The sequence below is a fragment of the Pseudomonas sp. WC1 genome (assembly GCF_050586565.1).
Lineage (GTDB): Bacteria > Pseudomonadota > Gammaproteobacteria > Pseudomonadales > Pseudomonadaceae > Aquipseudomonas.
Genome location: NZ_JBOBDQ010000009.1, coordinates 77,794 through 89,791 on the forward strand (window position 1 = coordinate 77,794; position 11,998 = coordinate 89,791).

Below are 11,998 nucleotides of genomic sequence, written 5' to 3' on the forward strand. Positions count from 1 at the left end.
GGTTCAGCGGCGCGCGACGGCGACCACGTCTTCGGCCTGCAGGCCTTTGTCGCGGTGCATCACCGAGAACTCCACGCGCTGGCCTTCGACCAGCACCCGGTGGCCTTCGCCGCGGATGGCGCGAAAGTGCACGAAGATATCCTCACCGGAGTCGCGGGAGATGAATCCGAAGCCCTTGGAGGTGTTGAACCACTTCACGGTACCGGTATCGCGCTGGCCGGCCTCCGTGGGGTTGCCCTGGCTGGCGCGGGCCTTTCGCGTGCCGCGAACGAAGCCGGCCACCAGGTGCAGCACGCTGGCGAGGAAGGCGCAGGCCAGTGCTGGCAGGTTGCCAAGCTCCGGGCGGGCCAGCAGGGTGAGGGTCTGCAGGACCACGGCCACGACCAGCAGGATACTGGTGGCGTGTTGCAGCTGTTGGCGCATGCCTTTGTAGTACTGCGGCAGTACGGGGGCAATCACCAGGTTGAGCAGGCCGAGCAGCGCCAGGTAGACAGCCTCGGGTTGCTGCAGGAAGGGTGTTGCGTCAGTTTTCAAGGTGGGTATGAGCGATAGCAGCAAAGCCGCCACGCCCGTCACCAGATGGACGATCTTGAACATTGGGTTTGGCTCACGTTGATAAGGCCGATCACAGGATGAGCTGGTCGCACGGTGCGCGTGAACTGTAGGCGCGAAAACGTGACGGGCCAGCCTATGCACCCGGCACTGACAATCCGCACGGGTGGCACACTGCCTATTTAACAGCAAAGACGGGGGCTTCTCAAACCGATTGGCGCCGACGGCTGTCCATGCAGCCTTGTGCCGCATGCGCCGGCGGGCAACTCTTGTTAGAGTGGTTGCTGCCCGCTTGATGATCAAGCCTTATGGAAAGGGGAGCTTCATGGCAATCGATATCGGTATCAGTGAAGAAGATCGCAAGTCCATCGTCGATGGGTTGTCCCGCCTGTTGTCGGATACCTATGTGCTGTATCTGAAAACCCATAACTTCCATTGGAACGTCACCGGTCCGTCGTTCCGCACCCTGCACCTGATGTTCGAGGAGCAATACAACGAACTGGCCCTGGCGGTCGACTCGATTGCCGAGCGCATCCGTGCCCTGGGCTTCCCGGCGCCGGGTTCCTATGCCTTTTATGCCCGCCACTCCTCGATCAAGGAAGAGGAGGGCGTGCCGCCTGCCGAAGAGATGATTCGCCAGCTGGTTCAGGGGCAGGAGGCCGTTGTGCGCACCGCTCGCAGCATCTTCCCGGTGGTGGACAAGGTCAGCGACGAGCCGACTGCCGACTTGCTGACCCAACGCATGCAGGTGCACGAAAAAACAGCATGGATGCTGCGTGTCTTGCTCGACGGGAACTGATTGCCGCTTGACCGTCGTTTGATCCAGCCAAGCCAGGCCCGATGCCTTCCCCGGTGTCGGGCCTGCACGTTTGCGGGGAAGGCTTTGCCGCTGCTATCGGCATGACCGGGTGGCGCTTCATGAAACACATGGATCCGTTCGCAGGGCGGGCGGGGTGTGGTTTCGAGATGATGGAGCGGTGCGGTGGACAATCCGATGCGTGGTATCGACGGCAATGCGAGGCACAGGCAGGGCGCGGGCAGCCCGCGGATCGATCCGTTCAGGCGGGACTTCGACATGGCTCAGGCGGGGCCTGTATCACGCTCGGTACGGCTCAACGGTTTCGCCACCTGCCTGCGTCTGGAGGTAGTCTATTGGCGCATCCTGGAGCGCATCGCCCAGGCCAACCGCTGCTCGGTGAGCGCGGTGCTGTCCTATGTGGACCGCGAGGTGCACCTGCGCCATGGCGGGGTGAGGAATTTCAGCGGGCTGGTCCGGGTGATCTGCGTCACCTGGTTGCAGGAAGCGCGGGACGTACACTGATCGCCGGGCTGCACAGCACTCCTTAACCATATATAATCCCGCTTTTTGCTGCCTTGGGCAGCGTGCGATGTGGTTGACGAGAGACGCCATGCCCCTTTACGACTATCAATGTGCATCCTGCGAACACCGCATGGAGGTGTTGCAGAAGATCAGTGCCGCGCCGCTGACCGATTGCCCGGCATGCCAGGCGCCGGCATTGAAGAAGCAGCTGTCGGTCCCCGGCTTCCGCCTGAGCGGCAACGGCTGGTACGAGACCGACTTCAAGACCGGGGCGAAAAAGAATCTGGCAGGCGGCGACAAGGCCGACTGAGTTGAATTGCACCGACCAGGTCTTGCAGTATTAGCCCCTTGGGCGGCCAAGACCTCCACCGAACATACGAATCACGAGAAGCGAAACCACGACCATGATGCGCAGCCATTATTGCGGCCAACTGAACGAGTCCCTGGACGGCCAGGAAGTCACCCTTTGCGGCTGGGTCCATCGTCGCCGCGACCACGGCGGGGTGATTTTCCTCGATATCCGTGACCGCGAAGGCATGGCCCAGGTCGTGTTCGATCCGGATCGCGCCGAAACCTTCGCCGCCGCCGACCGCGTGCGCAGCGAATACGTCGTGCAGATCACCGGCAAGGTACGCAAGCGCCCGGATGGCGCAGTGAACGCCAACATGGCCTCCGGCGCCATCGAGATCCTCGGTTACCAGCTGACCGTGCTCAACGAGGCCGAAACGCCGCCGTTCCCGCTGAACGAATACTCCGACGTGGGCGAGGAAACCCGCCTGCGCTACCGCTTCATCGACCTGCGTCGCCCGGAGATGGCCGACAAGCTGCGCCTGCGTTCGCGCATCACCAGCAGCATCCGTCGCTTCCTCGACGAGAACGGTTTCCTCGACGTCGAGACGCCGATCCTCACCCGTGCCACGCCGGAAGGCGCCCGTGACTACCTGGTACCGAGCCGTACCCACGCTGGCAGCTTCTTTGCCTTGCCGCAGTCGCCACAGCTGTTCAAGCAGTTGCTGATGGTCGCTGGCTTCGATCGCTACTACCAAATCGCCAAGTGCTTCCGCGACGAAGACCTGCGTGCCGACCGCCAGCCGGAATTCACCCAGATCGACATCGAGACCAGTTTCCTCGACGAGTCCGAGATCATGGGCCTCACCGAGAGCATGATCCGCAAGCTGTTCAAGGAAGTCCTGGACCTGGAGTTCGGTGACTTCCCGCACATGACCTACGAAGAGGCCATGCGCCGCTATGGCTCCGACAAGCCAGACCTGCGTATCCCGCTGGAACTGATCGACGTTGCCGACCAGCTCAAGGATGTCGACTTCAAGGTCTTCGCCGGCCCCGCCAACGATCCGAAGTGCCGCGTCACAGCCCTGCGTCTGCCGGGCGGCGCCAGCATGCCGCGCAGCAAGATCGACGAGTACACCAAGTTCGTCGGCATCTACGGTGCCAAGGGCCTGGCCTACATCAAGGTCAACGAGCGCGCCAAGGGTGTCGAGGGTCTGCAGTCGCCGATCGTCAAGAACATCCCCGAGGCCAACCTCAACACCATCCTCGACCGCGTTGGCGCGGTCGATGGCGACATCGTGTTCTTCGGCGCCGACAAGGCCAAGATCGTCAGCGAAGCCCTGGGCGCGCTGCGTATCCGCCTGGGTCATGACTTCGAGCTGCTGACCTGCCAGTGGGCGCCGATGTGGGTCGTCGATTTCCCGATGTTCGAAGAGAACGAAGACGGCAGCTTCACCGCGCTGCACCACCCGTTCACCGCGCCGAAGTGCACCCCCGAGGAGCTGGAGGCCAATCCGGCCACCGCGCTGTCGCGTGCCTACGACATGGTGCTCAACGGCACCGAGCTGGGTGGCGGTTCGATCCGTATCCACCGCAAGGAAATGCAACAGGCGGTATTCCGCCTGCTGGGTATCGAGGCGGCGGAACAGGAAGAGAAGTTCGGCTTCCTGCTCGACGCCCTGAAGTTCGGCGCACCGCCTCACGGTGGCCTGGCCTTCGGCCTGGACCGCCTGGTCATGCTGATGACCGGCGCGCAGTCGATCCGTGAAGTGATCGCCTTCCCGAAAACCCAGAGCGCCGCGTGCGTCATGACCCAGGCCCCGGGCATGGTCGACGCCAAGGCCCTGCGCGAGCTGCACATCCGTCTGCGCGAGCAGACCAAGGTCGAGTAACCTCGACTACGGGCGCACGTGTTGCGCCCACGTATTCATGCGTTCCGCCCTTCGGGGCGGAACCTGTTTCTGTTTCAAGGATTTGGAGTCGTTATGGCCGGTCATTCCAAGTGGGCGAACATCAAGCACCGCAAAGAACGCCAGGATGCCAAGAGAGGCAAGATCTTCACCAAGTGGATCCGCGAACTGACCGTCGCTGCCAAGCAAGGTGGTGGTGATCCGGCGTCCAACCCGCGCCTGCGCCTGGCGCTGGACAAGGCCCTGGGTGCCAACATGAGCCGCGACATCATCGACCGCGCCGTGGCCCGCGGTGCCGGCACCAACGAAAGCGACAACGTCGAAGAGCTCAGCTACGAGGGTTACGGCCCGGGCGGCGTGGCGATCATGGTCGAAGCCATGACCGACAACCGTAACCGTACTGCCGCGGCCGTGCGGCATGCCTTCACCAAGTGCGGCGGCAACCTCGGTACCGACGGTTCGGTGGCCTACCTGTTCGAGCGCAAGGGGCAGATCAGCTTCGCCGCCGAGCTGAACGTGGACGAGGATGCGCTGATGGAAGCCGCGATGGAGGCCGATGCCGACGATGTGGTGGTCAACGACGACGGCTCCTTTGACGTGTTTACCTCGTTCAACAGCTTCTATGCCGTGCGCAATGCCCTGGAAGAGGCCGGCTTCAAGGCGTCCGACGCCGAGATCGTGATGCAGCCGACCACCAGCGCCGAGCTGGACCAGGACGGTGCGGAGAAGGTTCTCAAGCTGATCGACATGCTCGAGGACCTGGATGACGTGCAGAACGTCTACTCCAACGCACAGATCTCCGATGAGATCATGGAAACGCTGGGCTGATCGTTTCGGCTATCGGCTGTAGCGCGGGGCAAGCCCGCTTCCACAAGGCCTGCGCCAGATTGCGGTGTAGCCTTTGTGGGAGCGGGCTTGTCCCGCGATAAGGCCGGCAAATTCGCACACCTTTGTAGGCGCTATGACTCTCATTCTTGGTATCGACCCCGGCTCGCGCATCACCGGTTTTGGCGTGGTCCGCCAGACTGCCCGTGGCTGCGAGTACGTGGCGTCGGGCTGTATACGCACTGGCGGCGGTGAGCTGCACGAGCGTCTGCAGATCGTCTTTCGCGGTGTCAGCGAGATCATCCGCCAACATGAGCCGGTGACCATGGGCATCGAGCGGGTGTTCATGGCGCGCAACGCCGATTCGGCGCTCAAGCTTGGCCAGGCCCGGGGGGCAGCCATCGTCGCCGCCGCCGAGGCCGGCCTGGAGATCGCCGAATACACCGCGAGCCAGGTCAAGCAGGCCGTGGCTGGTACCGGCGGCGCCAACAAGGAGCAGGTGATGATGATGGTCATGCACCTGCTCAAGCTGACCCAGAAACCGCAGATCGATGCCTCCGACGCCCTGGCCATCGCCCTGTGCCATGCCCATACCCGCTCCAGCCTCATCCCCCACGGGTTGGCGACGGCTCGGCGTCGTGGCGGACGCTTGCGTCTGTAACCGCTTCATGCGGTGATACACATTTTGTCCGGGTGAAGCACTTTCCCGGCGCATTTGCTGATAGGGTGGACCGGTTTTCGACCGGCACCCCAGAGGAAGGATCGGAACGTGATTGGACGTTTGCGTGGCACCCTGGCGGAAAAACAGCCGCCGCACCTGATTGTCGACATCAACGGCCTGGGCTACGAGCTCGAAGTGCCGATGACCACGCTGTACCGTCTGCCCAAGCTGGGCGAGACCGTCACCCTGCACACCCATCTGGTGGTGCGTGAAGACGCCCATCTGTTGTACGGCTTCTTCGAAAAGCGCGAACGCGAGCTGTTCCGCGAGCTGATCCGCCTCAACGGCGTTGGCCCGAAACTGGCGCTGGCGCTGATGTCGGGGCTCGAGGCCGACGAACTGGTGCGCTGCGTCCAGGCCCAGGATGCCTCGGCGTTGGTGCGCGTGCCCGGTGTTGGCAAGAAGACCGCCGAGCGCCTGCTGGTCGAGCTCAAGGATCGCTTCAAGGCCTGGGAAACCTCGCCCGCCATGTTCACCCTGGTGTCCGATGGCCCGGTGCCGGTGGCCAGTGCCTCCAATGCCGAGGCCGACGCGGTCAGCGCCCTGGTGTCGCTGGGCTACAAGCCGCAAGAGGCCAGCAAGGCGATTGCCGCCATCGAGGGCAAGGCCAACCTCAGCAGTGAGGAGCTGATCCGTCGCAGCCTCAAAGGGATGATTACCAAGTGATCGAGACCGACCGCCTGATCGCCGCCTCCGGACGCGACCGCGAAGAGGTCCAGGATCGTGCGATCCGCCCGCTGAGTCTGGACGAATACATCGGCCAGCCGGTGGTGCGCGAGCAGATGTCGCTGTTCATCCAGGCCGCGCGCGGGCGCAGCGAGTCACTCGACCACACCCTGATCTTTGGTCCGCCGGGCTTGGGCAAGACCACGTTGGCCAACATCATCGCCCACGAGATGGGCGTGTCGGTGAAGAGCACCTCCGGCCCGATTCTCGAGCGGCCCGGCGACCTGGCGGCGATGCTGACCAATCTCGAGCCGCACGACGTGCTGTTCATCGACGAGATCCACCGCTTGTCACCGGTGGTCGAGGAAGTGCTCTATCCGGCGATGGAAGACTTCCAGCTGGACATCATGATCGGCGAGGGCCCGGCCGCGCGCTCGATCAAGCTCGACCTGCCGCCGTTCACCCTGGTCGGCGCCACCACGCGTGCCGGCATGCTGACCAACCCGCTGCGTGATCGCTTCGGTATCGTCCAGCGCCTGGAGTTCTACAGCGACAGGGACCTGGCGACCATCGTCAGCCGTTCGGCCGGCATCCTCGGCTTGCCCATGGACGACAAGGGCGCATTCGAGATCGCCCGCCGGGCCCGTGGCACGCCACGGATCGCCAATCGCCTGCTGCGGCGGGTGCGCGACTTTGCCGAAGTGCGCGGCAAGGGTGAGATCACCAAGGCGGTCGCGGACATGGCGCTGAACCTGCTGGATGTCGACGAGCGTGGCTTCGATCACTCCGACCGGCGTCTGCTGCTGACCATGATCGAGAAGTTCGACGGTGGTCCGGTGGGGCTCGACAATATCGCCGCGGCGATCGGCGAGGAGCGCCACACCATCGAGGACGTGCTCGAGCCCTACCTCATCCAGCAGGGCTATATCATGCGTACCCCCCGTGGGCGCGTGGTCACCCGGCACGCCTACCTGCATTTCGGCCTGAACATTCCCGGGCGTTTCTGCGAGGGTGGGGAATATGCGGCGCAAGACGACGAATGACAGATCGAATCGGCATTTTTGCGGTCCTACCGCTGGCATGCCCTGGCTTCGCTGGCAATACGACATTATCGATGCAAAAACAGTTGCCGCAGCGGATTGGCAAGCACAGGAGTAAGCACTAGAGTATGCGCGCGCAAAATGGGCTGGAACCGTTCGCACACCGCTGTCGCGTCTATTACGAGGATACCGACGCCGGTGGCGTGGTGTATTACGTCAACTACCTCAAATTCATGGAGCGCGCACGCACCGAGCGGCTACGTCACCTGGGGTTCTCCCAGGCCCAGCTGGCGCAGGACAACCTGTTGTTCGTGGTCCATTCCAGCGAGGCGCGCTACCACGCGCCGGCCCGCCTGGACGACGAGTTGCGGGTAACCGCGCAAGTACTTGAATTGAATCGTGCCAGCCTGCGCTTCGTGCAGCAGGTGTGGCGAGCAAAGGATGAAGTGCTGCTCTGCGAAGGGCAGTTCCTGGTGGCCGCCGTGCGCGCCGACACTTTCAAACCCCGGGCCATTCCCCCAGAACTGCGCGACGCCTTCCTGGCGGACGGCACGGGTACTCAATCGAACGCAGGAGAATAAGCGTGGAAGCAAACGTCGTCGACCATACCTCCATGTGGAGCCTGGTCGCCAATGCCAGTGTCGTGGTTCAGCTGGTGATGCTGACCCTCGTGGCAGCCTCGGTGACCTCTTGGATCATGATCTTCCAGCGCAGCACCATGCTGCGCGCCGGTCGTCGTGCACTGGACGCTTTCGAAGAGCGCTTCTGGTCGGGCATCGACCTGTCCAAGCTGTACCGCCAGGCGGGCAGCAACCCAGACCCGGACTCGGGGGTCGAGCAGGTCTTCCGTGCCGGCTTCAAGGAATTCTCGCGCCTGCGCCAGCAACCGGGTGTCGACCCGGACGCGGTCATGGAAGGGGTGGGGCGTGCCATGCGCGTGGCCATCTCCCGCGAGGAAGAAAAGCTCGAGCAGAGCCTGCCGTTCCTGGCCACCGTCGGTTCCACCAGCCCGTACATCGGCCTGTTCGGTACCGTGTGGGGCATCATGAACTCCTTCCGCGGCCTGGCCAGCGCCCAGCAGGCCACCCTGGCCACCGTGGCCCCGGGCATTGCCGAAGCCCTGATCGCCACTGCGATCGGCCTGTTCGCCGCGATCCCGGCTGTGATCGCCTACAACCGTTTTGCCGCGCGCAGTGAAGTGCTGATCGGGCGCTACTACACGTTCGCCGACGAGTTCCAGGCGATCCTGCACCGCAAAGTACACACCAGCGAAGAGTGATCAGGTAGAAACCCATGGCCCGAGTTCGCCACAAACGCAAGCCGGTCGCCGAGATGAACGTGGTGCCCTACATCGACGTGATGCTGGTGCTACTGGTTATCTTCATGGTGACCGCCCCGATGCTCAACCAGGGCGTGAAGGTGGACCTGCCCAAGGTTTCCAGCGAAGCCCTGCCGCAGGACAACAACGTCCAGGTCCTGACCATCTCGATCAAGGCCGACAAGACCTACTACTGGAACCTCGGCAGCGAAGTCGACACCGACAAACAGATGGACAAGGCCATGACCTTGCCGGAAATGACCAGCGCGGTGACCAAGATCATCGCCGCCGGCCGTGACCAGGGCAAGCAGACCCAGGTCTTCATCCGTGGCGACAAGGCTGTCGACTACGGTGCGGTCATGGGCGCCATGGGCGGGTTGCAGAAGGCCGGTGTCGGTAACGTTGGCCTGATTACCGAGGCGCCCTGATGCAACAGCGAGAGCCATCCGCCTCGGAAAGCTACTTCTGGCCCAGTGTCTGGGCCATTGCGCTGCACGTGCTGGTGTTCGGCATGCTGTTCGTCAGCTTCGCCATGACGCCCGAGCTGCCGCCCTCCAAACCTATCGTCCAGGCCACGCTGTACCAGCTCAAGTCCAAGAGCCAGGCGACCACCCAGACCAATCAGAAGATTGCCGGGGAGGCCAAGAAGACCGCTTCGCGCCAGACCGAGGTCGAACAGCTGGAGCAGAAGAAGGTCGAGCAGGAGGCCGTGAAGGCCGCGGAACAAAAGAAAGCCGACGCCGCTCAAAAGGCCGAGGAGGCTCGCGAAGCCGCCGAGGCGAAGAAAGCAGACGACGCCGCCAAGGCCGCCGAGCAGAAGAAAGCCGCCGAGGCCAAGAAAGCCGAGGAAGCGAAGAAGGCTGCCGAGAAGCAGCAGGCCGACATCGCCAAGAAGAAGGCTGAGGAAGAAGCGAAGAAGAAGGCCGAGGAAGAAGCCAAGAAACAGGCTGCGGAAGAGGCGAAGAAGAAAGCCGCCGAAGACGCGAAGAAAAAAGCAGCCGAGGACGCCAAGAAGAAAGCGGCGGCCGAGGACGCGAAGAAGAAGGCAGCTGAAGAGGCCAAGAAAAAGGCCGCTGCAGACGCCCAGAAGAAAAAGGCACAGGAAGCGGCCCGCAAGGCGGCGGAAGACAAAAAGGCCCAGGCACTTGCCGAGCTGTTGTCCGACACCACCGAACGGCAGCAGGCGCTGGCCGACGAGCAGGGTGACCAGGTGGCCGGCGACTTCGACGACCTGATCCGCATGCGCGCGGCCGAAGGTTGGGCGCGTCCGCCATCCGCGCGCAAGGGCATGACGGTAGTTCTGCAGATCAACATGCTGCCGGACGGCACCCTCACCAATGTGAGTGTGGCCAAGTCCAGTGGCGACGGTCCGTTCGACAGCTCGGCCGTGGCCGCGGTGAAGAACATTGGTCGGTTGACCGAAATGCAGGGCTTGAAGCCGAACGAGTTCAATCCGTATCGTTCATTCAAGATGACATTTACACCTGAGGATCTAGCGTTGTGATTAAACGTCTGAGAGGACTGCTGGTCTTGCTCTGCTGCGTGGCAGGCATGGCCATGGCAGAGGAAAAGAACATCCTGGTCACCAGCGGTAGCGACCGGGCGACCCCCATCGCGGTAGTGCCGTTCGGTCTGCAGGGTGGCAGCGTACTGCCGGAAGACATGGCCGATATCATCGGCAACGACCTGCGCAACTCCGGCTACTACGCGCCGATCCCGCGGCAGAACATGATCAGCCAGCCGACCCAGGCCAGCGAAGTGATCTTCCGTGACTGGAAAGCGTTGGGTGCCCAGTACGTCATGGTCGGCAGTATCGTGCCGTCCGGCGGTCGCCTGCAGGTGCAGTACGCCCTGTTCAACGTTGCCACCGAACAGCAGGTCCTGACCGGCAGCGTCGCCGGTGGCGTCGACCAGTTGCGCGACATGTCGCACTACATTGCCGACCAGTCGTTCGAAAAGCTCACCGGTATCAAGGGTGCGTTTTCCACGCGCATGCTGTACGTGACCGCTGAGCGTTTCTCCACCAACAACACCCGTTACACCCTGCAGCGTTCGGACTACGACGGTGCCCGTGCAGTAACCCTGCTGCAGTCGCGTGAGCCGATCCTGTCGCCGCGCTTCGCACCCGATGGCAAGCGTATCGCCTATGTCTCGTTCGAGCAGAAGCGCCCGCGCATCTTCATCCAGCACATCGACACCGGTCGCCGCGAGCAGATCACCAACTTCGAAGGCCTGAACGGCGCGCCTGCCTGGTCGCCTGACGGCTCGCGCCTGGCATTCGTGCTGTCGAAGGACGGCAACCCGGACATCTATGTGATGAACGTGGCTTCGCGCCAGATCACCCGTGTCACCGCAGGCCCAGGCATCAATACCGAGCCGTTCTGGGGCAAGGATGGCAACACCCTGTACTTCACCTCCGACCGTGGCGGCAAGCCGCAGATCTACAAGCAGTCGGTTGGTGGCGGTGGTGCCGAGCGCGTGACGTTCGTGGGTAACTACAACGCCAACCCGAAATTGTCGGCGGACGAAAAGACTCTGGTGATGATCCATCGCCAGCAAGGTTTCACCAACTTCAAGGTGGCCGCGCAGGACCTGCAACGTGGAAGTGTAAAGATTCTCTCCGAGACCAGTCTTGATGAGTCTCCCACTGTTGCGCCAAACGGCACCATGCTAATCTACGCCACCCGCCAGCAGGGCCGGGGAGTCTTGATGCTCGTGTCGCTTAACGGCCGCGTGAGGCTCCCACTTCCTACCGCTCAAGGCGAAGTCAGAGAACCGTCCTGGTCCCCTTACCTGAACTGATTGCGGCGTAACACGTTTTGCTTAACACACTGGGGTTTCATTAGGAGTTTCACGATGGAAATGCTGAAGTTTGGTAAATTCGCTGCGCTGGCTCTGGCCATGGCTGTAGCTGTAGGTTGCTCCTCGAAAGGCGGCGACAACGCTGGTGAAGGCGCTGTTGATCCGAACGCTGGCTACGGTGCCAACACTGGCGCTGTCGACGGCTCCCTGAGCGAAGAAGCCGCCCTGCGCGCAATCACCACCTTCTACTTCGAATACGACAGCTCGGACCTGAAGCCAGAAGCCATGCGCGCTCTGGACGTTCACGCCAAGGACCTGAAGTCCAACGGCAACCGCGTTGTCCTGGAAGGCAACACCGACGAGCGCGGCACCCGCGAGTACAACATGGCTCTGGGTGAGCGTCGTGCCAAGGCCGTTCAGCGCTACCTGGTTCTGCAGGGCGTTTCCCCTGCTCAGCTGGAACTGGTTTCCTACGGCGAAGAGCGTCCAGTTGCCACCGGCAACGACGAGCAGTCCTGGGCCCAGAACCGTCGCGTAGAACTGCGTAAGTAAGTT

At 62.7% G+C, this 11,998-nt stretch carries 15 protein-coding genes; 14 read left to right on the forward strand and 1 reads right to left on the reverse strand.

Annotated features, from left to right (window positions below):
* Positions 1 to 3: 3 nt before the first annotated feature.
* Positions 4 to 597, reverse strand: a complete 594-nt coding sequence (locus ACQ4OD_RS06390; protein WP_139673126.1) for a cold-shock protein — start codon at positions 595 to 597, stop codon at positions 4 to 6.
* A 280-nt stretch (positions 598 to 877) separates the two neighbouring features.
* On the opposite strand from ACQ4OD_RS06390, the gene ACQ4OD_RS06395 reads away from it, so the two are divergent.
* The 14 genes from ACQ4OD_RS06395 to pal all read left to right on the forward strand — a co-directional run bounded on the left by ACQ4OD_RS06395 (position 878) and on the right by pal (position 11,995).
* Positions 878 to 1,351 (forward strand): Dps family protein, encoded by a 474-nt coding sequence (locus tag ACQ4OD_RS06395; RefSeq protein WP_028690591.1) that lies wholly within the window; start codon positions 878 to 880, stop codon positions 1,349 to 1,351.
* A gap of 195 nt (positions 1,352 to 1,546) precedes the next feature.
* The gene (locus ACQ4OD_RS06400; RefSeq protein WP_198754995.1) at positions 1,547 to 1,873 is read left to right on the forward strand and encodes a ribbon-helix-helix domain-containing protein; all 327 of its coding nucleotides are present in this window, start codon (positions 1,547 to 1,549) and stop codon (positions 1,871 to 1,873) included.
* Positions 1,874 to 1,961: 88 nt separating this feature from the next.
* Positions 1,962 to 2,183 (forward strand): FmdB family zinc ribbon protein, encoded by a 222-nt coding sequence (locus ACQ4OD_RS06405; RefSeq protein ID WP_046856766.1) that lies wholly within the window; start codon positions 1,962 to 1,964, stop codon positions 2,181 to 2,183.
* Between the two features lie 94 nt (positions 2,184 to 2,277).
* Complete coding sequence (gene aspS / locus ACQ4OD_RS06410; protein ID WP_046856765.1) at positions 2,278 to 4,053, forward strand: aspartate--tRNA ligase; 1,776 nt, start codon at positions 2,278 to 2,280, stop codon at positions 4,051 to 4,053.
* Positions 4,054 to 4,146: 93 nt separating this feature from the next.
* A complete protein-coding gene (locus ACQ4OD_RS06415) occupies positions 4,147 to 4,899 on the forward strand; it encodes a YebC/PmpR family DNA-binding transcriptional regulator (protein WP_023628700.1) in 753 nt (250 codons plus the stop codon).
* 133 nt (positions 4,900 to 5,032) lie between these two features.
* On the forward strand, positions 5,033 to 5,557 hold the full coding sequence (gene ruvC / locus ACQ4OD_RS06420) for a crossover junction endodeoxyribonuclease RuvC (protein WP_023628699.1): 525 nt from the start codon (positions 5,033 to 5,035) through the stop codon (positions 5,555 to 5,557).
* A 108-nt stretch (positions 5,558 to 5,665) separates the two neighbouring features.
* Positions 5,666 to 6,283: a Holliday junction branch migration protein RuvA gene (ruvA, locus tag ACQ4OD_RS06425; RefSeq protein ID WP_102681676.1), complete on the forward strand. Its 618-nt coding sequence runs from the start codon at positions 5,666 to 5,668 to the stop codon at positions 6,281 to 6,283.
* Positions 6,280 to 7,326, forward strand: a complete 1,047-nt coding sequence (gene ruvB, locus ACQ4OD_RS06430) for a Holliday junction branch migration DNA helicase RuvB (protein ID WP_023628697.1) — start codon at positions 6,280 to 6,282, stop codon at positions 7,324 to 7,326. Before ruvA ends, ruvB begins: the two co-directional genes overlap by 4 nt.
* Positions 7,327 to 7,451: 125 nt before the next feature.
* Positions 7,452 to 7,904, forward strand: coding sequence for a tol-pal system-associated acyl-CoA thioesterase (ybgC, locus tag ACQ4OD_RS06435; RefSeq protein WP_023628696.1), 453 nt, complete (start codon positions 7,452 to 7,454; stop codon positions 7,902 to 7,904).
* 2 nt (positions 7,905 to 7,906) lie between these two features.
* Positions 7,907 to 8,602: a protein TolQ gene (gene tolQ / locus ACQ4OD_RS06440; protein ID WP_023628695.1), complete on the forward strand. Its 696-nt coding sequence runs from the start codon at positions 7,907 to 7,909 to the stop codon at positions 8,600 to 8,602.
* A gap of 14 nt (positions 8,603 to 8,616) precedes the next feature.
* Positions 8,617 to 9,069 carry a protein TolR gene (gene tolR, locus ACQ4OD_RS06445; RefSeq protein ID WP_023628694.1) on the forward strand — a complete coding sequence of 151 codons (453 nt, stop codon included), beginning with the start codon at positions 8,617 to 8,619 and terminating at the stop codon, positions 9,067 to 9,069.
* Positions 9,069 to 10,145, forward strand: a complete 1,077-nt coding sequence (gene tolA / locus ACQ4OD_RS06450) for a cell envelope integrity protein TolA (protein WP_139673124.1) — start codon at positions 9,069 to 9,071, stop codon at positions 10,143 to 10,145. Before tolR ends, tolA begins: the two co-directional genes overlap by 1 nt.
* 47 nt (positions 10,146 to 10,192) lie before the next feature.
* Positions 10,193 to 11,443, forward strand: a complete 1,251-nt coding sequence (tolB, locus tag ACQ4OD_RS06455; protein WP_218571129.1) for a Tol-Pal system beta propeller repeat protein TolB — start codon at positions 10,193 to 10,195, stop codon at positions 11,441 to 11,443.
* Positions 11,444 to 11,497: 54 nt separating this feature from the next.
* Positions 11,498 to 11,995, forward strand: a complete 498-nt coding sequence (gene pal, locus ACQ4OD_RS06460; RefSeq protein ID WP_008090230.1) for a peptidoglycan-associated lipoprotein Pal — start codon at positions 11,498 to 11,500, stop codon at positions 11,993 to 11,995.
* Positions 11,996 to 11,998: the final 3 nt, after the last annotated feature.